Genomic DNA, 26,198 nt, shown 5'->3' on the forward strand with positions numbered 1-26,198 from the left:
GGTCCTCCCTTATGCATCCTCATGCTCCAGCGTGTCCAGCAGCTCCATGGCTTCCTTCACGGACAGACCATTGTGTACCACCTGTCCCAGAGTCTTGACCAGCGGGGTCACATGGGGGTATTGGAACACGAAGCGTCCGTAAGTCACGCCTGCAGCACCGGCATCCATGACATCACGGGTCATCTGAATGAAATCCTGTGCGGTTTTGCAGCCGTTGCCTCCGGCAATGGCCACCCGGGTGGGGGCAGCCTGCACCACCCGGGCAAAGCTCTCGGGGTCGCCGGTGTAGGTGGTCTTTACCAGATCCACCCCCAGCTCTGCAGCAGTGCGGGCAGCGTACATCACGTTCTCCACGCTACGCTGGTCGTCCCCGGTGATATGGTTGCCGCGGGGATAGATATGGCTGATGAGGGGCATCCCGTTGCGGTGAGCTTCCTCGCTGATGCGGCCCAGCATGGCAATCTGCTGCTCCTGATTGTCACCGCCTAGGATGCAGCCCACCGACACGGCATCGGCGCCCATGGCAATGGCTTCTTCCACACTGGCCACCTGCACATCACTCTCGTAATGGTAGACGCCAAAGGTGGTCAACTTGAGCACAAGGCAGGTCTTGCCTGCGTAGGGAGCAAAGCAGTGTTCTGCAATGCCCTTATGCATGGTGATGGCATTCGGACCGCCGGCCACCATCTTGGCAATGGTATCATCGATGGTATCCAGACCTTTCATCACACCACGGCCCATGGCATGATCTACGGTCAGGCCGAAGTACTTACCGTCCTCGGTGGGCATCAGGCGCTTGAGACGAATTTCTTTTCCGATCATAATACTGTTACCTCGTTGCTGCTGTTTACGCAAGCAGGTTCACAAAGAAGTTGATATACTGCGGGCAGAGGGTGGTGATCAGGATGGCGATCAGGCCCACGCCCATAAAGGGGATAGCTTCCTTGACCGTTTCTCCAAATGTGGAGTGGGCGATCTTGGTGGAAACGAAGATACCGACAGCAAAGGGAGGAGTCAGGAAGCCAACGCACATATTGACCAGCATGATGGCACCGAAGTGGATGGTGCTGATGCCGTAAGTCTGCGCCACGGGCAGCAACAGCGGGGTCATGATGAGGATGGTGGCGTTAATGTCCATGAATGTGCCCATGAAGATGAACAGGATGTTGATCATCAGCAGGAAGCCCCAGCGGCTGGAGATATTGGCCGTGATCAGGTTGGACAGGAAGGAGGAGATACCGGCCAGCGTCATGACCTTGCCGGCCACAGCGGAGAAGGCGTTCAGCAGACCGATAACGGCAGTGGACGCACCGGCGATGGCGCAGCAGCGCCAGAAGGTGATCTGGATCTTCTTTTTGTTGATGATTTTCAGAACGGCGAAATAGAGGATACCGTAGACGCAGCTCACAGCGCCTGCCTCCGTAACGGTGCAGAAGCCGCCGTAGATAGCGCCATAGATGATGATGGGCATCAGCAGGGCCGGGATAGCGTAGAAGGTGGATTTGCCGATCTGACGGGCTTTTTCACTGAACGCCATATTGACCTTTTCCGGCTTGACCTGATGACGGCCGATGCGGAAGTAGTTAATGACGAAGTAGCCCACTGCAAAAATGAAGGCAGGGCCGATGGTAGACATCCAGATTTCAGAGATCTTACCGCCGGAGGCCAGAGCGTACATGATGCCGGGGACACTCGGGGGAATGAGAATGCCCAGAAAGCAGGTAGCCGCCAGCAAAGCGGAGTTATAAGCCTTGGGATAGCCCTCTTTTTCCAGCTCGGGCACCATCATCTTGCCGATGGCGGAGATGGTAGCCATGGCCGAGCCAGTCAGAACGCCGAAGGCCATGCAGGCGCAGATGGTGATGACGCCGGTGGCGCCGCGGATACGACCCACAAAAGATTTGATCCAGTCGATCAGCATCTTGGAGATGCCGCTGTATTCCATGATGACACCGGCGAAGATGTAGAACGGGATGGCCAGCAGAGCAAAGCTGTCCAGACCGGAGAACGCGAACTGGGGCACAGTGACCAGATTGTAGCCGCCAAAAGCCAGCACCAGTAGAGAGGATGTGCCCAGTGCAAAGGAGACCGGCATTTTGAACAGGACGGCCACCACCATGAAGGAGATCAGGAAGATAAGCAAAGCTTGAAGCGCTGTCATAATTTCACCCTCTTTCTCAGTTGTCCGCCTCGGCGGCAGACTTCTTATCGCCGCCCAGCAGGCAGGCTGCAAGCATGTACACCTCGTGCAGGGCTGCCAGCACGATGCCTACAAACACCGGCAGGTAGACCCAGCCCATGGGGATGCGCATGGTGGGCGAAGTCTGGGTGGTACCGAAAATCTTCATCATATAGTCGAAGAAGAGCTTGGCAAAGACGACCAGGAATGCAAAAGTGGAAACGATGGCTGCGACTTCCAGCGCCTTGAGCCACTTTTCGCGGGCCGGGCCCTTGATCTTCATAAGCACCTGCTTGAGCACATCGATCTCGGTGTGGCTGTTGTCGCAGATGGCGTAGGCTGAGCCGATGTAGGTCAACCAGATGAAGAGATAGCGGGTGAACTCTTCTGCCCACGCGGCAGAGATAAACAGGAAATACCGGCAAACCACCTCGATGAAGATGGCCGCGACCAGCAGAATTGTGATAAGAGCCAGCAGGAAGATCTCGATGCCCAACAGTCTGTCGTTGACTTTCTTCAAGCCCTGCAGCGTTTTGTTATTGCTGTTCACAGCATTTGCCTCCTTTCATAAACTGCCGCCCCCGGGCACTCCCCGCAAGGCGGCAGAATCACTTTACATCAAAATATGGAGCGCCACATAGCCTTACTTGTTCTTGTAATCACCGCTGGTGATGGCGTCCATGATCTCGTCGCTGTAGGAGCCGCGACTCTCTTCCCAGATCTGCTGGTAGATCTCCTGCAGCTTAGCCTTCATATCATCGGAGGGCTGATCCACGGTCCACTGGCCGCTGGCCACGCCGTCGTTGGTGACCTTCTCGGTCTTCTCACGGAAGAACTCGGTGAACTCGTCAGAAGCCTCCTGTGCAGCCTCCTTGAAGGCGGCCTTGTCCTCGTCGCTCAGCTTTTCCCAGAAGGGAGCGCCTGCGATGAAGCAGCCGCCGGAGTAGCAGTAGTTGAGTTCGGTGATGTGGGTGATGACATCCAGAATGCCCTGGTTGGTGTAATTGAAGACCGCGTTGTCCAGACCATCGACGGTACCGGTCTGCAGGGCATTCAGCACCTCAGAACCGGCGATCATGACGGGCAGTGCGCCGCACTTCTCATAGAAAGAGACAACAGAGGCGACGGACGGGGTGCGGATCTTCAGGCCGGCCAAGTCAGACATCTCGGTGACGGGGCGGACGATATTGCCCACCTGACGGAAGCCGTTGCAGTAAGAAGAGATGCGGATGAGGCTGTTCTGCTCCATGATCTTGGCCACTTCGTCGGCGATCCAGCCCTTGAGGTAGTATTTATCCGCCTCGTCGTAGTCAGCCACCAGACCGGGCAGCCATGCGAAGCCCAGTGCGCCGTCCAGCACGCCGTCTATGGTCATATCGTCGCTCATCAGCACATCCAGCGTACCCATCTGCAGCATCTGTGCCATGTCGGAGCCGTTGCCCAGAGAGCCTGCGGCGATGACGTTAGCCTGATAGCGGCCGCCGGTCTTGTCGGAGATGAGTTCAGCAAAGCGTTCCACATAGGGGGCGCGGTCACCGGTGACGTCTGCAGTGACCGAGAAAGTAGCGCTCTCAGCCGATGCAGCAGCAGAGCCTGCACTGCCGGTGGTGGAAGCTGCGGTGCTGGAAGAGCCGCCGCAGGCGGTCAGGCCAATGGCAGCAGCGGAGATTCCGGCTACCTTCAGGAAATCACGGCGGGAAATTTTCTTGGTGCTCATAAGATTATTCTCCTTTTTCTTTTTGTTTTTATATCCTGTGTTTACAGTTCGTAATTATCAAAGCCTCAGCGGAGGCAGGCCAACTGCTGCAGGAACGCGATCTTGGCTGTATCTTCCAACAGCTCTGCCTGATCGAAGCACTCTTCCATGGTCTTGCCCATAACGAGGATGCCGTGGCCTTCCATCAGGAAAGCCCTTGTGTCCGCCGATGCGTTGGCCGCCGTTTCTGCCACGACATCGGCCAGCTCTGTGGAACCGGGTGCCCGGTCGGGCACGATGGGCACCTCGCCGAGCTTGAGCTTTGCCGACTCGGTGTAGAGGGGCAGCGGCTTTTTCTGCAGCGTCCAGAGCACCGAATAGGTGGGGTGGGCGTGGATGATATAGTTGATCTCAGGGCGGAGGCGGTAGACATCCAGATGGAACCGCGTCTCCTTAGAGGGCTTCAGCCCCTGCGCTGCTCGCTTGACATGCCCCTCAGCATCGCAGAGCACAAGACCTTCGTAGGTGACTGCCCGCAGCGGCACGTTGCTGCCGGTGATGAGCATATCACCTCCCAGCCGAGCACTGACATTTCCTCCCGCTGCACTTACCAAACCCTTCTGGTAGACCAGTGCCGAGTAGCGGATGATGTCATCGGCCGGTTTCGGCCAGACGATCGATTTATATTCCATCAGTAAACGACCTCCTTCCGGCAGAGCATCTTTTCCAGCGTATCCTCACGGCCCATGCTGCCGCCCTTGAGAGCGAACTCCCGGCCTGCGAAGCAGCCGTCCAGCATCAGGCCCTGTGCCACGCCGGGTTCCAGTGCGCAGCCGAGCTGCAGATGCTCAACACCGAACTGCCGGAGCACGCCCTGCGAAGTCTCGCCTCCGATGATGACCAGCCGGTCGAATGCGGCATCGTGGTCAAACGCTGCCGCAGCCTGTGCAAAGCACTCCATGATAGCTTTGCTGGTGCCGGGCTTGTAGGAATATTTTTCCACCTGCGGGAAGAGGATGACGCTCCCCTGCCCCAGCAGCTGCTCTGCTTGCTTTGCGGCCAGCTGCGGCACCTCTTTGCCGCCCTCGATGTAGGCGTCGATGTCCAGCGGCACGGTCTGCAGCCCACGCTCCGCAGAATAAGTGATCTGCTTATGAGCGATGTCGTAGGCCGAAGCACAGAAGCAAAGGCTTCGGATGTCCCGCACAGGGAAGGTGTGAGTCTGCGCCGGGCCGTAGAGATATTCGGCCAGACCATCCGCGATGCCCAGAGAGCCGGTCCAGAACACCTTGGGGTATCGGGGCGCCAGCGTCTTGAGCAGATGAAGGACATCTGCCCGGGTGATGGCGTCGAACACCAGAATGCGTGTTCCCTCGGCCAGCTGATGTTCCACAGCGGCCAGCAGCGTTTCCTCGCTGCCCTTTACTGCGTCGATGTCCACCAGACCGATCTTCTTGTCGGTGTCCTTTCCCAGAATTTTGGGGATGTAGGATTCCGTCGGTGGGAAGATGGGGTCGTTGGCATAAACCGACTTGGGGAGGATCTCGCCCTCACAGTACTGGTTGCCATAAAGGGTAAAGGTACCGAGGTCGGGAGCGTTGTCCACAATGAACACATTGTAGTCCGGCCAGCCGTCCAGCAGACCGTCCAGCTCGTAGGAGTCATTGCCCCGGAAGCCCGTGCCAATCTTCTTCATATAGAAGCCGCCCGGCTCGAGCCGTCTCAGAAGGTCTGCGTGGAGCTGCCGTGCCTTGTCCTGCGCGGTGTTGCGGGAAGAGAGGTTCACGGTCAGGATCTCGTCGGTCTCATGTTCCAGACTGCACCGTCCATTCGTACAGATACGCACCTTCCGGCCTCGTGCGGTGAAGTAACTGCCGGAATCAGCAGCGCCCGTCAGGTCGTCTGTTATCTCTGTCAGTCTCACAGCTCTGCTCCTCTCTGTTTATTCAAACATACTGTTTGTTCGTTCTCTGAGCAGAGAATAACATTCTCTCCCGGATTCGTCAATAGTTTTTGTTTCATTTCATGACATTGCACACATTTCCGGGCATATTTTGTTCATTTGCGCCATTAAAATCATGCTATTTTTGTTCTTTTGAACATTTTTGCATTGTATTCTTTTCTCCTTGGCTCAAGTATCCAGCATCGTCGCAAAAAATCTTTTCTACGTCATATTTTGTTTATTCAAACAAGGTTCTTTTGAATTTTTCGGTTCGTCCAGACGGCTTTCACCCGCCTATCAAGCACAAAAAGTTATATCCCGCTCCCTCAAGTCATGTTCAAATGAACACAAAAAGGGGCTGTTGCAAAATAGCGCAACACAAATAGCTATAACAATTTCAAAAATAAGCGAAAAAGTGAACAATACAAAAAGCAAGTGCATCACATCTCCATCAAAAAATTCTGGTTTTCGAGAAAAAGTGTTGCACTTGCTTTTCTTTATGTAAGATTACAGTTTAAATTATCGCGTATTACCGTTAAAATATAGAGTGCTGCATTTTGCAACAGCCCCCTCATCTTCATTTTATCAGACCATTTTGAGCTGCGTCTGTGCATTTGCCAGGATCTTTTTCCACCCGGTAGGAAGGTTGGTATCGGTGATGACCAGATCCATATCCGGGATGTCCGCAAAGTGGTTGGCCTTTACCAGCCCGAACTTGCTGGAATCCGCCAGAATGATGTTCTGGGCTGAGGATTCAATCATAGCCTTTTTGTTCTCCACGATGTTGGCGTTGATGCAGGTGATGCCCAAACTCTGGTGGACCCCCGACACCGAGAGAAAGGCCTTGTTGGCCCGGTGGCGGCGGATGAACTCCACAGCCTCCGGGGAAGTAAAGTTATAATCCTCGGGGTGGTAGTAGCCGCCGGGAAAAATGACCTTGATATTCGAGTGTTTGAGCAATTCAGCCAGGATGAGGAAGTTGTAGCAGAGCACCGTATACTCAAAATCTGTGGGCAGGTAGAACGTCATCCGTGAAACGGTGGTGCCGTTGTCGAGGAACACCCAGTCGTCCGGGCGGATGAGAGAAGCTGCATATTTGGCGATGCGGTCTTTCTCCGCAAAATTTTCCAGCCGTGCCCGGCGCAGATCGTAGTTTTCGCCTTCGTAGGAATAGCCGTTTCCTCCTTCTACCAGCGTGGCATAACCATAGCTACGCTCCAGCACATGGTTCTTGCGCAGCAGTTCCAAATCGCGCCGCACGGTCATCTCAGATACCCCAAGCGCTGCTGCCAGTTCTTTTACTGATATTTTCTGATGTTTTTTCAAAAGGTCCAGTTCCTGGACCATCCGCTTTTCCTTGCCGCTTTCTGTTTTCAACGCCAAAGCCTCCTCACAGGTCGTTGTCTGCCTTTATTATGCACTTTTTGACTGTTCAATGCAACAATAAGCTGTTCGTTTTCCTTCAATTCAACCTTTTCCACAGGTTTTTCCTGTGTTTTCTATCAAAACTATCCAGTTTTCGGGGCTTTTGTTTCTCGACCGCGTGTTTCGTCTGGCAGTGATAAATTTTTCTTTATTAAAAAGAGCTGTAGCAACTCTGCAACCAGCAAGGGCTTTTTTCTTTTTCCGTTGCAGTTCTGCTGCTTTTTTGCCCTTTCCGCAAAATTCTCCGTATATTCAGGCAGGAAGCAAAAAACACCAGAGTTCCCACGCTGGGTACTCTGGTGCAGTACATAACATCTACCTGCCCGGTGGCCGCAGGGTGCGGGGTTTTGTAGGCATCGAGCCGCTTGTCCACCCCTGCCCGTAAAAAGTGCATTTTTTACGGAAGAAGTTCGTACAACCTGTACGGTCTGTACTTGTACGCACCTGTACGGCGAATTGAAGCAAATTAAGACGAATTATCGTTTATATTTCTGATTTCTGTACGTCGTACGAACCGTACAGGTTATTTGAAGTCCGTACGCAATTTTTTCAGATGCGTACGGAGCGATCAAGTTCGCATTGTGCGAACTTGATCGTAGCTCTCCCGCAGGAGACGTTCCCCCTCGGAGAGTCCTCGAAGAGCCCACTACACTTTGCAGCCCACAGGGATGAAAGTGTCATAGTGGGTTATTACACTTCCGAAGAAGTGCATCTCCGTCCCCGTCACCTTCCTCTGAACCCCGAAAGGAGGGATGCCCTTTGGCAAGAAACGATGGTATTGACCGCACCAGTGTCCGAAATCTCGCCGTTTCGGACAAGGCCGTTGGCAACACCCAGCAGCACAATGAGCGTGAAAAGGACAGCTATCGGAACCCCGATATTATCCCCCAGCGCGCTGCATGGAACGTCCACTTCAAAAAGCCAACCGCCAGCTATACTGACCTGTTCGCCCAACTGGAAACCGCTGGTACGATTTCCACGCGCGGCCTGAAGCCGGATGCCACCCATTATTGCGAGCTTGTCTTTGATGTTAACTCGGCCTATTTTGACAATCACGGTGGCTACGAGTTCGCCAAGCAGTTCTATGAGGATGCCTACAAAGCAGCCGTTCAAATCGTGGGTGGTGAGCAGTATATCCTCTCGGCAGTCATGCACGCCGATGAGATCAACCGTGCCATGACCGAAGCACTAGGCCGCGAAGTTTACCACTACCACCTCCATGTGGTCTATATACCTGTGGTGGAAAAGCAGATCCTCTGGTCGAAACGTTGCAAGGACAAGGCACTGGTCGGCACAGTCAAGGAGACCGTCATGCAGGTCAGCCGGAGCAAGAAGTGGGCATCCAAGCCCCTGCTGGACGATGCTGGAGAGCCCGTCCTGCAAAAGAACGGCAAACCAGTCCTGAAGAAGTCGTACAGCATCCTGCAAGACGATTTCTTCAACTATATGCACAATGCTGGGTATACCGATGTGGAGCGCGGCGAGCGTGGCAGCACCGAAGAACACCTGACCGTCACCCAGTTCAAAGTCCAGCGGGAGCAGGAGCGGCTGGACAGCCTGACCGCCCAAGCCGACCAGCAAGCACAATCGCTTGCTAAAACCAGTCAGACCCTCTCCAAAAAGGAGAAAGAACTTGCCTCCATTCAGAAAAAGACCACGCTCACGAAAGAAGCCCTCATTCATGCGCGTGATCTGGATTATATCGGCAAGCGCACCTTCCTCGGCAACTACTCGCTGACCGAAGAAGAATTTTCCAAGCTGAAAAAGCAAGCCGACCACGGCTATATGATGGATGTGGAGAACCGCCGCCTGAAAGAAGAACTTTCCACCGCCAAGAAAGAGGCCGTTCGTTGGAGCAACAAGTACCACGACCTGTGGTACGACGTGAAACCCTATCTGGATGCTCTCCACCGTGCGCCCGAACTGGTGCGTGGCTTTCTGGAAAAGATTCTTGCCCCCAAGCAGGAGCACACCATGAATGTGCCGCAGCAAAACCGTAAGCGTGGGCAAGATGTAGAACTTTAAGCTGAATTTTTAGATGATATGACAATATAAGGAGCAATGCTTATGGATTTTGACCGTAATTCTATGACCGTCCCTGTGCAATCTTCCGATTATACGAAAAAGTTCTTGCAAAAGGACTCGAATCCCACTACAATGGAAGTGGTCACTCAAACCAATGCCGTCAAGTCTCCGACTGACAGCCCGGCAACCACGAAACTGGTGTACACGGTGGAAGAGATCGCACGAATGCTGGCCATCAGCCTGCGCTCTGCTTACAATCTGTGCAACAGCACTACCGAATTCCGTGTCCTGCGAGTAGGCGGAAGCATCCGTGTGCCGAAGGACAGCTTCGATGCGTGGCTCTACCGGGCAGCTTGATAAGGAGGCAAACAGTATGGCATATATTACGAAGCGCGGCAACTCTTACAGCGTCCGCTACACCTACGAAGATGAGCACGGCAAGAGCTGCGACAAATGGGAGAGCTTTCCCACAAAAGAGGAGGCAACGAACCGAAAAAAGCAAATCGAGCATGAACTGGCCGCTGGCACTTTCCTGATTCCGTCCTCGGTAACGGTGGCAGAGTTCCTGCTGGACTGGCTGCCGAAACAGTGCAGCAAGCACAAGTGGGCACCCAAAACCTACGAATCCAACCTTTCCACCATTCAGAATCTCATTATCCCCTATATCGGTAGCATGGAGATGCAGAAGCTCAAGCCCTACCACATGGAGAACCTCTACACGACCCTGAGCAAAACGCCCTGTGGTTCGTATATCGAGGGCAAGAAGCAGGAACTGACCGAAAAGCAGAAGCAGCGTTTCCTTTCCGGCACAACGATCCATGAGGTGCACCGGCTGCTGGGCACTGCCTTCCAGTATGCCGTAGAGTGGGGCATCCTTGTCAAAAGCCCTGTTCCCGTGGACAGCCCCAAGAAGTCTACGCAGGAGCGCACCATCTGGACGGTAGAGGAAATGAGGGCGGCTCTGGACAGCATGGAGGACCCCATCCTGCATCTGGCAGTCCACCTCACACTGGTGGGCGCACTGCGAGAGGGCGAGATCGTAGGTCTGACCCCGGAAGATCTCGATTTTGACGCAGCAGATGGCATCGGAACCGTCCGTATCAACAAGTCCATGCAGCGGGTGCGGAAAGAAGCCCTAAATCAAGTGGACGATGGTTGCATCATCAAGATATTCCCGGACAAGCTGGAGCGCAGCACCACTTCCCTCATTTTGAAGAGTACCAAAACGGCGTCTTCCTGCCGCACCATCTTCATGACCTCTGCTCTGAAAGAGGAATTGAAGAAGTGGCTGAAGCAGCTGGCGGCAGACGAGAGGAAAGACCCAACACGTTACCATGACAGTGGAATGCTGTTCCGTTTGCCCAACGGTCTGGCGGTAGAGCCTGTGTTGATTCGCAAGAAGTTCCTCAAATGGCAGGATGCACACCCGGAGTTCCCTCGTATTGTGTTCCACGGTCTGCGGCATTCCAGTGCGACTTATCAGCTGATGATCTCCGGCGGCGATGTGAAGGCCGTTCAGGGAACCACTGGACACGCTACGGCAGATATGCTGGTGAACACCTACGCCCATATCCAGCAGTCCTCTCGTGTTGAACTGGGGAAGAAGTTCGAGGAAGGGTTCTATGCTAAGTCCGAAAGCCCCAGCCCACAGGCTGTACCCGCCGCAGGCGAACCGACCATCTCTATGACTGCTCTGCTGGAACTTCTGAAGAACGCAGACCCCGAAGTAAAGGCGCAGCTCCGTCTGGCTCTTCTGACCTGATGCAAAATTTACCACGCATTTCAAGGCAATTCCAGCCCATGCAGAGGATTCCCACGAAAACGCCGACCGTGCAAAAACCGTGCATTGACCGTGCAAGCCCCGAATTTTCGGGGTTACATAACGAAAAAGAGCGCCAAATCCTACGATTCAACGCTCTTTTATTGGTGCAGTAAAGCAATCCAAATCCGAACCATTTTCCTTTGATGCGGCTTGGGCCGCTTCCTCAAACGTGATGGTCTGTGTACCTTCTTTATAGTTAAAGGTTATCAAAACCTTATCATCGTACAGATAAATCGAATTGATGAACGTATCCACCAACGCTTGCCTCTGGTCTTTCAGGCTCATGTCCAGTTTACGGAAGCGCATCAGCCAGAAACGGATAAATTCCTCTTTGATTTTTGGCTTTGCCAGCTTTTCTTCCGCAATGCGGGCTTCAAGCTCACGCTTGGTTTCTTCGAGCTGTTCCAACCGTTCCTTGGTGGAACTGGTGAGGATTCCGGCTTGAATTGCGTTGAGCATATTCTGGATACCCGATTCTGCATCCCGGAGCTGTTTCTCATAGAGAGGAAGGTTGGTGTTCTCTCGGTCTTGCAGCTCCATGACCTTGGCGATAATGGATTCCATGGCGGCATCGTCCCGGACAAGCTGCATGGTCTGGTTCACCACCAGATCTTCCAGCCACTGTTTGCGGACAGTTTTCTTCTTGCAGCCCTTCTTCTTTCTGGCCGTGGCACATTTATAGTAGCGGTGGACTTCTCCCGTCCGGCTTGTGCCGCTTTCGCCAAACATCAGCGCACCGCAGCAACCACAGTGCAGCTTGGTTGTCAGCAGGTAATCGTCCTCTGCCTTTCTTCGGGCAGGGGCTTTCTTGTTTTTGGCAATCTTTTCCTGCACATCATCGAACAGTTCCAGCGGCACGATGGGCGGAATCGCATCCGGCACGACCACATCCCGGAATTTCAGTTCTCCGATATAACGCCGGTTTTTGAGCATGTGCTCCACGCTGTTGTAAGTAAATTCGCCTCCGACCGGGTTCTTGATGCCGTTTTCATTCAGCCAGTCCCGAATCTCTTTCATCGTGAGGCCATCCCGATACTTCGTGAACGATTCCAGCACGAAAGGGGAGGCAAGCGGGTCGATGTGAAATTTCCGCTCGGAATCCAGCGTATATCCAAACGTTCCACGACCACCGTTGCAGCGGCCTTTCAGGATGTTCTCTGTCTGTCCACGGACAACCTTTTCGGCAAGGTCGGCAGAGTAGTATTCTGCATAGCCCTCCAGAACCGATTCCAGAATGATACCCTCTGGCCCCTCGGAGATGATCTCCGTAGCCGACATGAGCTTGACACCGTTCTTCTTCAGCTGGGTCTTATACCGGGCACTGTCGTAGCGATTCCGGGCAAAGCGGTCAAGTTTCCAGACCAGAACAATATCAAACAGCTTCTTGTCGCTGTCCTTTATCATCTGTTGGAATTGAGGGCGATTATCCGTCTTGGCAGAGATGGCGCGGTCAATGTAGTGCTTGACGATAGTGATGTCATTCTTTTCGGCATAGGCCGTGCATTCACGAATCTGGCCTTCGATGGATTCTTCGCGCTGGTTATCACTGGAATAGCGGGCGTAGATCACAGCGGTCATGGCAAGCACCTCTCTTTACACGTCATTGAACGGTGGAGCGTTCTTTCAAAGCACTGTTTCGTATAATGTATATACCATGTTTTGATGGAGAAATCAAGACTTTTTATTATCTTCAGTTTTTCTTTTTGAACAATTGACCCAACAGCCACCCCTCTCGTTGAAATGAGGTGACTGTTGGGCCGACTTGCTCGGATTCCTTTATTCTTCGTTTAGCTGGACGATGGTATTATAAAAGATTTTGTTTGGAATAACGACTTGAAGAACACCCTTTTTCAAAAGTGCTTCTATGCGTTTCATGACATACCAGTCACTTACCGGAGCAGAAATCGCTTTTAATACGTCTGCGGTAAGTTCACCAACCGAAATAGGAATTCTCGATACTAAACTAATAATTCTCTGGTCGAAATAATCTATGTTAACGCTTTTAACATCGTTCGCATGCCAAATACGCATGGAGGTGTTTTCGTTTAATAGCTTTCCCCATCTTTTGGCATACTCAGTAATAGTTTCTTCCGTCAAATACTTTTGTGAGATCTTATCGGTTTTCCCTTCCATAAATTCTTTCAGACCTTCTCTGGATGCAAGCAAAATTCTATTTGTACCATACTTTGCTGCATAGTAACAAATATAATAAATGCCGCACCAACAATCGGCAGAACTCCTGACCCAAACACGCAGTGGCTTATGATTTATCATATCACATTGAACCGCATTCGCTGTACCATGATATTTCGACCACAGTTGTCTAGCTTCAATTTGGCTGTCAGGATAATATTCTGAAAGGCAATTCACGAATTGTTTGCAACGATATTCTGAATCGCAAGCATATTGAAGTTCTCCCATTGATAACATAAACGGAAACAACTTTACACTTTCGACGATGCCTAAAGCTGCTAACATATTGACATCACTGGGTTCAAAAACAATTTCATCCATAGCTGGTCAAAATCATAATTTCGGGATGGTAACTTGTGTAGTTGCACTCCAATAGATTGGTTTGCTTGAGCCAACCACTCCAAAATAACACCCAACGCTGCAATCAAGATAAGTTCCAACATCATAGAAGTCATATGTATAGGTTGTATTATATATACTTTGTTCTGGAACTAGTGCTGTCGTTGAAAATGGGCAGCTTCGTTCGATGTTATCGGAATAGCTCGTGTAGTAATCCGTTCCTGAAACATTTTTTATTAAATCCGGGCCAATACCGACGGTAGTTCCACTCATATAAAAGCCCAATCCATTGGCCTCTGTATAAAGAACTCTCCATGTTCCATCAATATACGATACAACTCTTGAGCCGTCTGTATTAGAAACAGGAATGCGCATTGGAACCTCGGCCAAAACATAAAATCCGAGATTCTCTTGTTCTTGCACAGAAAGATTGAGAAGTTCTTCTATCGAATAATCATCGATCTTTCTCTTATTTCCAGTTGCAAATGCTGGCTGAATGGTCAGGAGAAATAAAACCGTGACCAATAGAATGGAAATCAGCCGTTTGATTTTGTTAGTCATAGTATACTGCCTCCTAATTTATTTTTTTCTTCACTCAATACACTAAAGCTCCATTGGAATCACCTTCATTAAATTTTCCCCTTCAGGTGTATACTCCTCGGCAAATAAATGTGAACCATACAAATGCTGAAACTACTAGAATACTGTTGGAATAGAAAATATTGTGACCTTACACTGCTTTGGGTGATTACGTTGCTTTCCTTCATTGAATAGCTAGAACAACAGCTACTATCAAGAACAAAGTTGAAAGCCCAAGCTGAACCCATGCAATTTTTTCGTTTTCGGCATTGTTACAGCCTTTGGAGGATACTGCCACTTGGATATAATGCACTGCTACGATTCCATATGAGAAAAACAAAGAAGCCCAAGCATAAGGTACTGCGCTTTTATCTGTCAATCGGACAAGATTACTAGTCCATACTGAAATGCAGCCCCAAAGAGCAAAAGGAGCAATAAGAAAAAAGTTGCTTTTGCCTTTTTTCATTCTTAGCCTCCCACAGCTTGATGGTACGATTTTGTAGTATCCATAAGGTGTCCACCGGAATCATACGAATACAAAATATCATGATAGCAATGGGTAATGTCTATCATATGAGTTTAGTTGCGATCAAGCGATTCAGGGACATCCGGCTGATACGCTGTAAAGCAGCAGGTGCTATTCACACTTAAGACTGCAATCGCCATTGCAAAAGCACATGTAATTTTACTCAGGAAAAAAATCAGTTTTTGTGAATTCTGTTTCATATTGTCCTCCACATTACATAGAATACGTTACATCGACTTCATTGTTTGTTCCGCGAGGAGTTCCCTTCAGCCAGCAAGTATGAGAAGCAATACCATTATAAGCGTTACTGGTAAAGGTGAGTTTTGCCGAACTGGAGTTATACGTCAAACTTGCATCACTATATGTGGAACCCAAAGTTGTAATCGAATAGTCCCATGCATTTGTGACTTTGTTATTCGTCACTGTCATATAAAAATATGCATGAATCACCACTCCCTTATACGAAACCTTCCAAGAATTCGACGATTTCGCTACACGAGAAATTGAATTGTCCACTGACTCGATAGTAATAGTTGCTGGATCACCATTACTGTCAACTACCGCAATTGTGAGCTTCTCGTTTGCCTTCAGTTGATCGAGATTGCTAAAAGTAACAACGTTGTTCTTAACGGTAGCTTTCGGTGAATTCGATTCAGCGAAGGCAGACTGAACGCCAAACGACATTACAACCGCAATAAAAAGCAGACTCGCCGTAAGTTTTTTGATAAATTTTCTTGTACTCATGATCACATTTTCCTTTCCTTATTTTGATTTGATTGCTTTTACGACTAAATAAATGACCAGTATGCCGATGCAGAGAGAAATAATTGTCAATGCCTCTGCCGTTGCATTAAGGCAAGCACCAATAAAATAAACCAATACCAAAAATGCAACAAAAGCGATAAGAAGCAGCACCCATTTGTTTTTTTTCATGTTATCACCTCCCTATCTACAAAAGTTGGCATTAAATTTTTGTTGAACCAAAGGAATTGTTGAGAATACAATCAATACCCATTTGGAGAGATAGTAGCAAACTACATGACGTGTATACGGAAGCACATTAAAAATGGCAAGCAGGAAATCTATTGATGAAAGAATAGATGCGATTGTCTTGTAACTTGACTTCTTCTTTTCACCTAAAGACTTATTCTTTGCTTCGATAGGAGAGAGAAAGATGGAGATGACCAAAAGAGCTGCTGTTGTCAGGATACGAAAAAGGTGATTTGCTGCGATTGCATTACTTAGCAAAATGCAGATAAGTGCCAGTCCGGTAAACGCCAGATAGCATCTGGTGTGCGACGTTGCGTGATATCCACCAATGTAGATTCGCTGTGGGATAAACCCGATCAAAAATGAAAGTGCGTACCGCACATCACCACACACAGCAGCGATGAGAATAACAAGCAGAATGCTCACAACAGATGATATGAGCAACTCGTACCCATAGACATACGCATCCGCCTTTGCTTCATCTATCACTTTTTGCTCGCAGAAAAGACGGACTAATTTTTGAGACAGCGTGCGTTCCCACATTGCAGTTGCGCCACCTTATCTTCTGATTTTTGCTTCACTGTATCATAAATTTCAGCAAAATCAAGAGGTTTGGCAAAACTGGTCGTTCTGGTGACAAAAGTGGTAGGTCAGGCTACTTGTAAGGAGCCTTTGCACAGTCTATAATAGTAGCAGGACATTATTTTGTGGAGGTTGTCGAAATGCTGAAGTACCACGTTGCAGTCTGCGATGATGAGAAGTCAGACCTTGATGGCATTGTTCAAAGCGTCCAGCAGTACGATGTGCAAGGCTGCTTTGACATTGAGACTTACATGGATGGGAATGAACTTCTGAGCGAATTGCAAATGCAGAAAAAATCCTTCGATTTGCTGCTGCTCGATATCGAGATGCCATCCAACGGTTTTCAGTTGGCGCAGTCTTTGATCCAAATGGAGAAGCATCCTTTGGTGGTATTTGTCACGAAGCGGCATGAGTACGCTGTGCAGGGATATGGCGTTGCATTCCGCTACCTTGTCAAACCTTTGGATCAGACACTGTTCGCTGCGGCAATGGATGCCGTCCTTCAGGAACTGAACTCCAAACATTTTACGATCGAATACGATGGTATTACCATGTCCTTGGAAACATCGGACATTTACTTTCTGGAAAGCCACGGACATAAAGTTCTGATTCACTGCAAGGAGCAAGACCTTACATTGCGAATGAGCATTCCTGAAGCCTTGGAGCAGCTTCCAAAACGGTGCTTTGTGTCACCACACAAAAGTTATCTCGTCAACATGGAACACATTGTTTACGCTACGGGAACCGCTGTTTTTCTTTCCAGCGGACATCAGCTGCCGATCAGCAGGAGGAAGCGTCAGGAGTTCAATCAGAACTTCAACGCTTATTTGGGAAGATGATGCTATATTATTTCGTTGAGTTTGCAGGGAGCTTTGCCAACATTGCCCTGTTGCTGCTTTTTATCGGTCGGCTGTTTTCTAAAAAAGAACCTGTTTCAAGATGGTTCTATGCGTCATATGTTGCACTCTTGATCGCTGGGCAGTGCGCTTTGAGTTTATTCCCGGATTGGGTAACGCAGCGCACGATCTATCTTTTAGTTGGCGGATTTTTCCTTGCATTGCTGTTCTATGAGGTTCGACCGTGGCAGGCGGTTTTTGCAAGCGGAGCTTTCTTCACACTGATTGCTTTGGTGGAAGTGTTTGCAATGCTTTTGATTGGGCTGCGCATCCCGGATACCGACATTCTGATGCAGGCTGGGGCAGCACGGTTGGTCTATGTTGTTTTTTCAAACCTGATTCAAATTCCACTCGTAGTCCTGATCTCACATTTTTTTAGCCGAAAAGGAAATGCTCTGCGCATCCTATGGCTGCTGCCGATCATTGCGATTCAAATCGCAAGTATTGCTGTCTGTTATGTGGCACAGTATCATGCTGCGGATGAGTATTTCCCGGATTATATGGTCGGTCTTATGGCGGTGCTTCTCCTTATAAACATCCTGATTGTGTTCTATGTGGAAGCTCTCCGGGAAAATGAGCTAGAAAAATTCAAAGTCAAGTTCAACGAGCAGCAGTACAATCTTCAAATGGAATACTACCAGCAGCTCAAAGAACGTCAGGAAGAAGTCCGTTCTCTACGGCATGATGTGAAGAAATACATTCTGGCGATGCAGGCAGTTGCAGAACACGGCGATACCGAAGAACTTCACAAGATTGCACAAGCTGCCACGGATATTTTTGAGCGTTCCACAAATGTTTCTGCTGTCGGAAACCCTGTTGTGGATGCTCTTTTGAATTATTACCTGCGAATCGCAGAGAAGAATAACATCAAGGTCAAACTGGATGTGACGATTCCTGAAGTTTTGACGATTTCATCACTGTCTTTGAGCATCATCATCGGAAATACATTCGACAATGCCATTGAAGCCTGTTGCAGTCTGCCAGCGGAGCAGCGAACCATTCATTTACAGCTGCGCAAACAGTATCGAAGCCTCTTCTATCGGCTGGAAAACCCATACAGTGATACTTCTCGCGGAATCCGCATCGGAGAGTATCACGGTTACGGACTAAAGAACATAAATCGTATCGTTCAGGAAAATCATGGTGACTTCTATACGAAAAAGAAAGACGGTGTGTTTACCGTCCAAGTCCGCCTGAACTGCGAAAATTAAAACATTCTTCTAAAACGCAGCCTTGCTTTCGCTTGTGCTTTGTGTGTTTCGTTCATCTGATGTATTCATTATCCTGAAGTGTTGACACGCATTCGTACTTATGTTATCATTCCCAACAAATCCACAGAGATTTCTGTAAAGAAACGATTCTGTGCGGTTTTATTTCCTGCGAAGATTTACCGCCCCGCAACACACCCGATCATTTTGCCGTCTGTTTCACCCGACAAAATCCTTCGCCTGTACTGCGTGGGCGGTATTTTTCTTTTCCGGGAAGCCGTACCTTGAAAATTTCATGAGCCGTCCGAACGTGATACCGGCTTTCCGGCCAACGCCGCTGCAAAACAAGGGCAGGAACTTCGTTCGGGTCAAACGGCGATTCACATACACGAGCAGTGGAACTTTCTACTTATTTCTGCGTCTTAACAATTCGGAAACAACTTTCGGAAATGCGTTTTGAGCGCAGCGGTGGAGAGCAAGAACCGTCCCGTGGCCACAAATTTTCAATTCTTGAAAATCTTGTGCTCCACCGGGACTTCACTTCTTCAATGCACCTGCATTTCCGAAGTGATCTTGTTGGGGCGTGCCTGCCCCAAACCCTGCCGAGTAACAATAAAGTTCATAATTGTTCCATGGACTGAGTATAACACATCCTTCGACGATACACTACTCCTCTTTTTGCAAAAATCCAATTATCTTCGGTGACCTGTCGTGAGATGCAATTATTTCATGTCGTTTCACCAATCACTTGACTTGGTTTGAAAAAACACAGAGCATATGATACAATAGAATAAATAATGTTGTCTACCGAGAAAGGAAGTGTCTTTCCATGAAAAAAATCCATAAGTTCTTTTCTAAAGATTTGCTCCATATTCTTGGTGCTGTTGGGATTTTTGTTGCTTTTCTGATTTCTATCGCCTATAAGCAAGTTGGAATCGGGGCACTCATAGCTGCGTGGCTTATTGCTATGGCAATTATCGGGGTAGCATGGATTACAGACATCCGCAAAGCAGACCTGCTGAAAAACGGAAAGATTGTTTCCGGAAAAGTTAATGCAGTAAAAAGGGTTCACATAAAATTCCACATGAGTACCTATCACCTTGCTGATGAAGATGTAATTTATCCTTGGGTGATTCGGTACCAATACAAGATTGGAAAAGACACTTATTATGGACAGTCCCATTGGTTTTGGTTCAAACCTCTCGTGAGCAAGGGAACACCTATAAAGGTGACTATTGACCCTCAAAACCCAGAAAGAAGCATTGTTGCTGCATGGGAAAGTTAATAGGTTGTTTCTTTCCTCTATGATGACGGAAATTTCAAAGGAGCGTAATCTCCTTTGGCACACGACTTTGGAACAAAGTCTAGTGTGTTACACCTCGATAGAGGTGTGCCGCTCCCAGACACAAAAAGTCCCATGGCCAACACCTCGGCGGTGTGGTCATGGGACTTAATGCTTTTTAGGCCTAGCGGAGTGAACAGTAACCAATCCTGACATCCAGTTGCCGTGTCATTTGTTGAATACTGTTTTACGAACAGTCTGCGGACGTGAAGACCCACCATTATATCATCAGCTTCGACCCGAAGGACGCAGTAGAGAACGGCCTGACCATGGAGCGGGCGCAAGCCCTTGGCTTGCAGTTCTGCAAGGACAACTTCCCCGCTCATCCTGCCATCGTCTGCACTCACCCTGATGGACACAACTATTCGGGAAATATCCACGTCCACATCGTGATCGGCAGCGTCCGAACGCGAGAGGTGGAGCGCAAGCCCTATATGCAGAAGCCCCGTGACTGGCGTGAGGGCATGAAGCATTCCAGCACAGCCCAGACCATGCGGCACTTGCGTGTCGCGGTCATGGAAATGTGTCAGGATGCCAAGCTGTACCAGATCGACCTGCTCAGCTCGAAAAAGCGTGTGAGTGAGCGCGAGTACTGGATGAAACGGCGCGGTCAGATGAAACTCGACCGTGAAAACGCAGCCCTGCTTGCCGCCGGACAGCAGCCCACACAAACGGAGTTTGAAACCGCAAAGGAGACTTTGCGGAAACAGATCTCGGATGTGCTGGACAATGCAGTGAGCTTTGAAGATTTCTCGGACAGGCTCTTGCAGCGGTACGGCATCACGGTCAAGGAAAGCCGTGGGCGGCTCAGCTACCTGCCAGCCGGAAGAAAGAAGTTTATCCGGGCACACAGCCTCGGTGACAAGTTTGAGAAAGAACTCGTGCTTGCCACCTTGAAAGAAAATGCCAAGAGCCAGCCCATTATCCTCCACAGCAATCTTGAGGAAGAACCCGACCGAATCAAGAAGCTGGTGGACATTCAGGCGAAGCTGAAGCAGGGCAAGGGCATCGGCTATGAGCGTTGGGGCAAGAAGCACAACCTCAAAGCCATGGCTCAGACCTTAATTCTCTTGCAGGAAAAAGGTCTGCTCAACGGGGCCGCACTCAACCAACGCATTGAAGAACTGCAAACGCAGTACGACAGTGCAAAGAAAGTCGTTCTCGACCTCGATGCCCGCATGAAATCCACTTGCAAATTGTTGGAGCAGGTGGCAGCTTACAACAACACCAAGAAAATTGCACAGCAGTTAAAAGCTGCAAAACGACCAACAGCCTTTGAAGAACAGCATCGTGCAGAGCTGACAGCGTACCGGGCGGCAGTGGCCTATTTTAAGGTAAACAACATCACCAAGCTGCCAAGTCCGAACAAGTTGGAAGCCGAGCATGCGCAGCTGACATCCGAAAAGGCCCAGTTCTATGAGCAGTACAAGGAAGCCAAGTCCGAACTGCTCAAGCTGAAAACCGCAAAGCAGAATGTTGCGTCCTATTTCCGGGAGGAAGAACCGACGCAGCAGGAGAGATAAAGGAGTGTGCGTATGATCAATCTGAAAATCGACCCGGAGTTCCAGAATCAGATCCCGCCGCTGACGGACGATGAGTGTAAGCAGCTTGAAGAAAACATCCTCAAGGAAGGCAAGCTGCTCTCTCCTTTGATCGTCTGGGGCAACACCCTTGTTGACGGCCACAATCGTTATGCCATTCTCAAGAAGCACCCGGAGATTTGTTTCTCTACTATGCCGCTCCGCTTTGCGAACCGAGAGGAAGTCCTCGCATGGATCTGCAAAAATCAACTGGGGCGGCGCAATCTCACGCCGGAGCAGAAGAAGTTCCTCATTGGAAAGCAGTACAGTGTGGAACATCGAAAGCCCGGTGGAAACGGCAACAACCAGCACACGGCTGCTTCCAAGAAAACCGCCCCGGAGGAATTGTGTCAAATTGACACAATTCCTCCCACTGCCACAGATACAAGCGTCCGCAAGCAGATTGCAGAGCGGAACAATGTCAGCGAATCCTATGTTGCCCGTTCTGAAAAGTTCATGCGCGGCGTAGAGATCATGGAACAGATGGTGCCCGGTATGCAGGAGAAAATCCTGTCCGGGCAATTCAAAGTCCGTGATGCCGATATGCACCGTCTTGCTAGGGCAGATTTTCCGAACCGCAAGCAGATCGTGCACGAAATTCTGCACCCGGAGGACCGCCCTGCTCCGCAGAAACGAATCTACGAAATCAACTATTCTGCACTGGAAGCTGCCGTCCGGCGAATCCAGCAGGATATTGATTTCCTGATGAAGTATCTCCCTAAGGTGCCTGATGATGCCTATGTGAAAGTGGAGACCACGAAGATTCTCAAACAGCATAAGGCATATATGGCACAGTTTGAAGAACTGCTGAACGATGAAAAAATCGCATAACGACAGGCACTTGTAAGCCATCAACGAGCCACCAGCCGCAAGAGCAGGGCAGAAAGCATCCGCGCCCTTGCGCCTGATAAAAAATGGAACTTTGATTTTCTTGCCCGGCTTTGCCACGGTGGGACGATCAAAGGAGCGTGCGGTTGAACAAAAAGAAAAAGTCCACAAACACTTCCCCTTATCCCGATGAAGCCATCGAACGTCTGGCACGGGCATTCTACCCGGCCATCCTTGCCTGCTGGAACAGTGAGGAAGGCCAACGGGAGTTTGCCGCGTGGCAGGCGGAACAGGCTCATATTGCAACCAAAGAAAAACAGGAAGTTCCCGCTTGCTGGGTATTCGTAAAACAGTTTTCGAGAAATGACATGGCAACTGCCTGTCAGGATTGGTTACGAGTACCCAGCTAGGCCGAGGAATCATCAAGTCCCATGTTCGCACCGTCAAGGTGTTGAACATGGGACTTTTTGCATATCGGGGGTCTGTACACCTCTATCAAGGTGTAACACACTAGACTTTGTACCAAAGCCGTGTGCCAAGGGTACTGCGCCCCTTGGAATCCCTGCTCACATCGCCCATGGGCGATGTGGGTTCGCCGCACAAAAGGCTCTCGCAAAGGCACACCCGGCTGTCTGCGGCGAGGGAAAGGCACTTCTGCGGAAGTGTAATAACCCACTATGACACTTTCATCCCTGTGGTCTGCAAAGTGTAGTGGGCTCTCCGAGGGGGAACGGCTGTATAGAGTGCGTTTCGGGCAAATCGCCGCATACGTGTATACGGAAGATGGGTACGCACGTACGCAGTAAATCGGCCAAGTTCTCCCATGTAGAGGGTGTAATTTCGATAAAGAACGTGGTATAATTGACTCAACAAATCGATTTGTGGAGGCGATTATTTATGAAAAAAGAAACCAAGAAATCTATCTTATTCTATGCAGCTTCTGCTCTGTTATATATGGCTTCACTTATTAGCTTCATAAGTGGAAATGATAATTCTATGGCTGTTGTATGGTTGTGTCTTGGTTCATCATTTCTTTGCCTTGGCTCGACGCATCTTTGTTTAGGTTTGTCTCGTAAGAAAAAGGGAAACGACAAAACCGATGCAAGCAATAAATAAATTCCTAGTATATCGCACTCACTCCTAAGCAGGGTTTGGGGCAGGCACGCCCCAACAAGAAGCTGTCCCAAAAGGGCAAGAATTTTCAAGAATTGAAAATTTGTGGCCACGGGACGATTCTTGCTCTCACGAAAACCCATACTTTTTGAAAATCCGCTTTTCGCAGCCAAAGGAGGATGCACCATGAAAAAAGAGATCGAAGCCTTTGTCAACGCAGCCAACGAGCAGGAGTTGGAAGCCGCATGGAATAACCTCTCGGCAGAGGAACAGCGGATTTTCGAGCAGCTCATGGAGGAAGACTCACCCGAAGATGCACTGGCATTTTTCGCCCAGCTGTATGACGATACCCCGAAGGAGCAGGCCAGCGAAACCGTGAGCATCTCCGAAAATGAAATCTATTTCAAGCGGCAGCCCTTGACCGAAGAGCAGAAGAAGCACGGCTCCTATGTAGATGAGAACGGCAATCTCCATGTCAAGAACCTGTCCGCCTTCTGGATTCCAGAACTGACTACCACGGAGAAAGTCGGTCACACCACCTATACCGTGACCGGCAGCTATGAGGGCAAGGAGTCCTTTTTGAAGAAGCTGGAGCGCATTGTTGCCAAGAACGCCCAGCAAAAATTTGAAGATGAGGGTGCAGACGAATGACAACTGCGCCCAATTCTGCTATACTTGACCCGGTAACCAATCCTGTACTGACAGTTGCTCCACAGAATAAGGAGGACACAACAATGTCTGGAGCAACGAATAAAATCACCGCACTTTACTGCCGACTGTCGCAGGAGGACGAGCGACTCGGCGAAAGCCTTTCTATCGAGAACCAGAAGGATATCCTTTTGGACTACGCTAAAAAGAACCACTTCTCGAACCCGGTGTTCTTTGTTGATGATGGCTATTCTGGCACGAACTATGACCGCCCCGGCTTTCAGAGTATGCTGGTCGAGATCGAAGCAGGGCGTGTAGGAATCGTTATCACAAAAGACCTGTCCCGACTGGGGCGCAACTCTGCCTTGACGGGTCTGTACACAAACTTCACCTTTCCCCAGTATGGCGTTCGCTACATTGCCATTAACGACAATTACGACACCATTGACCCGAACAGCGTAAACAACGATTTTGCGGGCATTAAGAACTGGTTCAACGAGTTTTACGCCCGCGATACCAGCCGCAAGATTCGGGCTGTCCAGAAGGCCAAGGGAGAGCGTGGAGTACCGCTGACGGTCAATGTCCCCTACGGCTATGTGAAAGACCCGGAGAACCCGAAGCATTGGCTTGTTGACCCGGAAGCGGCTGCGATTGTGAAGCGCATCTTCTCCATGTGCATGGAGGGACGTGGGCCGACCCAAATTGCGAACCAACTGTGGGCAGATAAAGTTCTGACTCCTACCGCCTACAAGTTGAGCCATGGCCGGAGTACAAACGCACCTGCCCCGGAAGACCCTTACCGCTGGGATAAAAGAGCAGTAAGTTTGATTCTGGAACGCCGGGAGTACACTGGCTGCACAGTCAACTTCAAGACCTATACTAACTCTATCTGGGATAAAAAGAGACATCTGAATCCTGTGGAAAATCAGGCTATCTTCCTAGATACACATGAGCGCATTATTGACGATGATGTGTTTGAAAAGGTTCAGGAGATTCGTAACCAGCGTCACCGCATGACCCGGACAGGCAAGAGCAGCATTTTCTCCGGTATGGTCTACTGCGCTGACTGCGGTTCTAAGATGCAATATGGTTCGTCCAACAACAGGGACTTCAGTCAAGACTTCTTTGATTGCTCTCTGCACAAGAAGAACGGGAGCAAGTGCAAGGGACACTTCATCCGGGTAAAGGTTCTGGAAGGACGTGTACTGAGTCATGTTCAGCGGGTGACGGACTACATTCTCCGTCATGAAGACTACTTCCGCAAGGTCATGGAGGAGCAGCTTCGGGTGGAAAGCACCGAAAAGCTGACCGTCCTGAAGAAGCAGCTTGCCCGGAATGAGAAGCGGATTGCAGACCTCAAACGGCTGTTCATGAAAATCTACGAGGATAACGCCAGCGGAAAGCTGAGCGATGAACGCTTTGACATGATGAGCCAGAGCTACGATGCCGAACAGAAGCATCTGGAAGAGGAAGCCCTCTCTATCCAGCAGGAAATCGAAGTACAGGAACAGCAGATCGAGAATATTGAGAAGTTCGTCCAGAAAGCGCACAAGTACGTTCATATTGAAGAACTCACCCCTTATGCTCTCCGTGAACTGGTGTCGGCCATCTATGTGGATGCCCCGGATAAGTCCAGCGGAAAGCGGGTGCAGCACATCCATATTAAGTATGATGGGCTGGGGTATATCCCTCTGGATGAACTGGAAGCAAAAGAAAAGGCGTGACCGAAGTCACGCCAAATCTGCCCCATTGCGGGAACTTTTGCAAATACTGTTTTATGGGAACTCTGCTCTGGGGAACTCCCTGCCTTACTTATCGTGTGTGGATTTTTGCAGGGTGCGTCCGGCAGGGCGCACCCTGTTTTTGCGTTCAATCCTCTAATCCGTGACTACCTGTTACATTCCTCAGATACTCGTCCGGCTCACCGTTCAAGATCAGTTCGGCATACGCCAGCGGGTCATTGTAGATGAGGTAGTCCAGTTCCGTCCTCTGCGCCATGGTCACGTCCAATTCATCCTCGACCCCGGTGCAGTCAATGGAGATCATTCTCCCATCCCGGAGCAGCAGCTCCACGCAGCCGGTATCCATGTTGAATTTGCAAGTTCTTTCATCGTACTTCATAATCGTGTCCTTTCTGCCTTACGGCACCTTTACAGTTGTGACTTTTGTTATACGGTTCTTCTGATAAGGTTTTGGACACACAGTCGTCGGGAAGGAGCCGGAATTGTCATTTCCAAAGAAAACAAAAAATCCGAACCCTTCTCCTATCGAGAAAAGGTTCGGAT

The 26,198-nt window shown here is 49.9% G+C and carries 28 protein-coding genes; 12 read left to right on the forward strand and 16 right to left on the reverse strand.

Going from position 1 to position 26,198, the window contains the following annotated elements:
• Nucleotides 1-9: 9 nt before the first annotated feature.
• The 7 genes from J3349_RS09945 to J3349_RS09975 all read right to left on the reverse strand — a co-directional run bounded on the left by J3349_RS09945 (nucleotide 10) and on the right by J3349_RS09975 (nucleotide 7,194).
• Nucleotides 10-822 carry a 2-amino-3,7-dideoxy-D-threo-hept-6-ulosonate synthase gene (locus J3349_RS09945; protein WP_207677309.1) on the reverse strand — a complete coding sequence of 271 codons (813 nt, stop codon included), beginning with the start codon at nucleotides 820-822 and terminating at the stop codon, nucleotides 10-12.
• 25 nt (nucleotides 823-847) lie between these two features.
• Entirely contained in the window at nucleotides 848-2,161 is a 1,314-nt protein-coding gene (locus J3349_RS09950; RefSeq protein WP_207677310.1) for a TRAP transporter large permease subunit, read from the reverse strand.
• Nucleotides 2,162-2,177: 16 nt separating this feature from the next.
• Nucleotides 2,178-2,729 (reverse strand): TRAP transporter small permease, encoded by a 552-nt coding sequence (locus J3349_RS09955; protein WP_207677311.1) that lies wholly within the window; start codon nucleotides 2,727-2,729, stop codon nucleotides 2,178-2,180.
• A 93-nt stretch (nucleotides 2,730-2,822) separates the two neighbouring features.
• Nucleotides 2,823-3,896: a TRAP transporter substrate-binding protein DctP gene (gene dctP / locus J3349_RS09960; RefSeq protein WP_207677326.1), complete on the reverse strand. Its 1,074-nt coding sequence runs from the start codon at nucleotides 3,894-3,896 to the stop codon at nucleotides 2,823-2,825.
• A 65-nt stretch (nucleotides 3,897-3,961) separates the two neighbouring features.
• Entirely contained in the window at nucleotides 3,962-4,567 is a 606-nt protein-coding gene (locus J3349_RS09965; protein ID WP_207677312.1) for a class II aldolase/adducin family protein, read from the reverse strand.
• Nucleotides 4,567-5,799 (reverse strand): four-carbon acid sugar kinase family protein, encoded by a 1,233-nt coding sequence (locus J3349_RS09970; RefSeq protein ID WP_207677313.1) that lies wholly within the window; start codon nucleotides 5,797-5,799, stop codon nucleotides 4,567-4,569. Before J3349_RS09970 ends, J3349_RS09965 begins: the two co-directional genes overlap by 1 nt.
• Before the next feature lie 603 nt (nucleotides 5,800-6,402).
• Nucleotides 6,403-7,194 (reverse strand): DeoR/GlpR family DNA-binding transcription regulator, encoded by a 792-nt coding sequence (locus J3349_RS09975; RefSeq protein WP_207677314.1) that lies wholly within the window; start codon nucleotides 7,192-7,194, stop codon nucleotides 6,403-6,405.
• 807 nt (nucleotides 7,195-8,001) lie between these two features.
• On the opposite strand from J3349_RS09975, the gene J3349_RS09980 reads away from it, so the two are divergent.
• From J3349_RS09980 to J3349_RS09990, 3 genes are read left to right on the forward strand one after another with little or no spacing between them, the layout of a single operon-like run.
• Nucleotides 8,002-9,267 (forward strand): plasmid recombination protein, encoded by a 1,266-nt coding sequence (locus J3349_RS09980; protein ID WP_207677315.1) that lies wholly within the window; start codon nucleotides 8,002-8,004, stop codon nucleotides 9,265-9,267.
• A 42-nt stretch (nucleotides 9,268-9,309) separates the two neighbouring features.
• Nucleotides 9,310-9,624 carry a helix-turn-helix domain-containing protein gene (locus tag J3349_RS09985; protein ID WP_097783233.1) on the forward strand — a complete coding sequence of 105 codons (315 nt, stop codon included), beginning with the start codon at nucleotides 9,310-9,312 and terminating at the stop codon, nucleotides 9,622-9,624.
• A gap of 16 nt (nucleotides 9,625-9,640) precedes the next feature.
• Nucleotides 9,641-11,029 carry a site-specific integrase gene (locus tag J3349_RS09990; protein WP_207677316.1) on the forward strand — a complete coding sequence of 463 codons (1,389 nt, stop codon included), beginning with the start codon at nucleotides 9,641-9,643 and terminating at the stop codon, nucleotides 11,027-11,029.
• 147 nt (nucleotides 11,030-11,176) lie between these two features.
• Here the strand turns inward: J3349_RS09990 and J3349_RS09995 are convergent, their stop codons facing one another.
• From J3349_RS09995 to J3349_RS10030, 8 genes are all read right to left on the reverse strand, one after another.
• Complete coding sequence (locus J3349_RS09995) at nucleotides 11,177-12,667, reverse strand: recombinase family protein (RefSeq protein ID WP_207677317.1); 1,491 nt, start codon at nucleotides 12,665-12,667, stop codon at nucleotides 11,177-11,179.
• 198 nt (nucleotides 12,668-12,865) lie between these two features.
• Entirely contained in the window at nucleotides 12,866-13,603 is a 738-nt protein-coding gene (locus tag J3349_RS14085) for a DUF3658 domain-containing protein (protein WP_223387800.1), read from the reverse strand.
• A gap of 12 nt (nucleotides 13,604-13,615) precedes the next feature.
• The gene (locus tag J3349_RS10005) at nucleotides 13,616-14,182 is read right to left on the reverse strand and encodes a hypothetical protein (protein WP_207677318.1); all 567 of its coding nucleotides are present in this window, start codon (nucleotides 14,180-14,182) and stop codon (nucleotides 13,616-13,618) included.
• A 202-nt stretch (nucleotides 14,183-14,384) separates the two neighbouring features.
• Complete coding sequence (locus J3349_RS10010) at nucleotides 14,385-14,666, reverse strand: hypothetical protein (protein WP_005943373.1); 282 nt, start codon at nucleotides 14,664-14,666, stop codon at nucleotides 14,385-14,387.
• 113 nt (nucleotides 14,667-14,779) lie between these two features.
• Nucleotides 14,780-14,926: a cyclic lactone autoinducer peptide gene (locus J3349_RS10015; protein ID WP_081027705.1), complete on the reverse strand. Its 147-nt coding sequence runs from the start codon at nucleotides 14,924-14,926 to the stop codon at nucleotides 14,780-14,782.
• 13 nt (nucleotides 14,927-14,939) lie between these two features.
• Nucleotides 14,940-15,470, reverse strand: a complete 531-nt coding sequence (locus J3349_RS10020; RefSeq protein WP_097774012.1) for a DUF5626 family protein — start codon at nucleotides 15,468-15,470, stop codon at nucleotides 14,940-14,942.
• A gap of 18 nt (nucleotides 15,471-15,488) precedes the next feature.
• A complete protein-coding gene (locus tag J3349_RS10025) occupies nucleotides 15,489-15,659 on the reverse strand; it encodes a hypothetical protein (protein WP_005924488.1) in 171 nt (56 codons plus the stop codon).
• Nucleotides 15,660-15,671: 12 nt separating this feature from the next.
• Nucleotides 15,672-16,259, reverse strand: coding sequence for an accessory gene regulator B family protein (locus J3349_RS10030; protein ID WP_207677319.1), 588 nt, complete (start codon nucleotides 16,257-16,259; stop codon nucleotides 15,672-15,674).
• Nucleotides 16,260-16,438: 179 nt separating this feature from the next.
• Here J3349_RS10030 and J3349_RS10035 point away from each other — a divergent pair, with 179 nt between their 5' ends.
• From J3349_RS10035 to J3349_RS10075, 9 genes are all read left to right on the forward strand, one after another.
• Nucleotides 16,439-17,137: a LytTR family DNA-binding domain-containing protein gene (locus tag J3349_RS10035; RefSeq protein ID WP_112148500.1), complete on the forward strand. Its 699-nt coding sequence runs from the start codon at nucleotides 16,439-16,441 to the stop codon at nucleotides 17,135-17,137.
• A complete protein-coding gene (locus tag J3349_RS10040) occupies nucleotides 17,134-18,405 on the forward strand; it encodes a GHKL domain-containing protein (RefSeq protein ID WP_207677320.1) in 1,272 nt (423 codons plus the stop codon). The genes J3349_RS10035 and J3349_RS10040 overlap by 4 nt, the downstream gene beginning before the upstream one ends.
• Nucleotides 18,406-19,231: 826 nt before the next feature.
• Nucleotides 19,232-19,687, forward strand: coding sequence for a DUF3592 domain-containing protein (locus tag J3349_RS10045; protein ID WP_015537049.1), 456 nt, complete (start codon nucleotides 19,232-19,234; stop codon nucleotides 19,685-19,687).
• A 239-nt stretch (nucleotides 19,688-19,926) separates the two neighbouring features.
• Nucleotides 19,927-21,267, forward strand: coding sequence for a relaxase/mobilization nuclease domain-containing protein (locus J3349_RS10050; protein ID WP_242699613.1), 1,341 nt, complete (start codon nucleotides 19,927-19,929; stop codon nucleotides 21,265-21,267).
• 12 nt (nucleotides 21,268-21,279) lie between these two features.
• Nucleotides 21,280-22,155 carry a hypothetical protein gene (locus tag J3349_RS10055; RefSeq protein ID WP_207677321.1) on the forward strand — a complete coding sequence of 292 codons (876 nt, stop codon included), beginning with the start codon at nucleotides 21,280-21,282 and terminating at the stop codon, nucleotides 22,153-22,155.
• A gap of 137 nt (nucleotides 22,156-22,292) precedes the next feature.
• Nucleotides 22,293-22,562, forward strand: a complete 270-nt coding sequence (locus J3349_RS10060; protein WP_347565001.1) for a hypothetical protein — start codon at nucleotides 22,293-22,295, stop codon at nucleotides 22,560-22,562.
• A gap of 487 nt (nucleotides 22,563-23,049) precedes the next feature.
• The gene (locus tag J3349_RS10065; RefSeq protein WP_080545308.1) at nucleotides 23,050-23,268 is read left to right on the forward strand and encodes a hypothetical protein; all 219 of its coding nucleotides are present in this window, start codon (nucleotides 23,050-23,052) and stop codon (nucleotides 23,266-23,268) included.
• 183 nt (nucleotides 23,269-23,451) lie between these two features.
• Complete coding sequence (locus tag J3349_RS10070) at nucleotides 23,452-23,916, forward strand: hypothetical protein (RefSeq protein ID WP_005922204.1); 465 nt, start codon at nucleotides 23,452-23,454, stop codon at nucleotides 23,914-23,916.
• 83 nt (nucleotides 23,917-23,999) lie between these two features.
• Complete coding sequence (locus J3349_RS10075) at nucleotides 24,000-25,637, forward strand: recombinase family protein (RefSeq protein WP_015538117.1); 1,638 nt, start codon at nucleotides 24,000-24,002, stop codon at nucleotides 25,635-25,637.
• Nucleotides 25,638-25,782: 145 nt separating this feature from the next.
• Here J3349_RS10075 and J3349_RS10080 read toward each other — a convergent pair whose 3' ends face one another.
• The gene (locus J3349_RS10080) at nucleotides 25,783-26,034 is read right to left on the reverse strand and encodes a DUF6061 family protein (protein WP_207677322.1); all 252 of its coding nucleotides are present in this window, start codon (nucleotides 26,032-26,034) and stop codon (nucleotides 25,783-25,785) included.
• Between the last annotated feature and the right edge of the window lie 164 nt (nucleotides 26,035-26,198).

The sequence above is a fragment of the Faecalibacterium sp. Marseille-P9590 genome (genome assembly GCF_017377665.1).
Classification (GTDB): Bacteria; Bacillota; Clostridia; order Oscillospirales; family Ruminococcaceae; genus Faecalibacterium.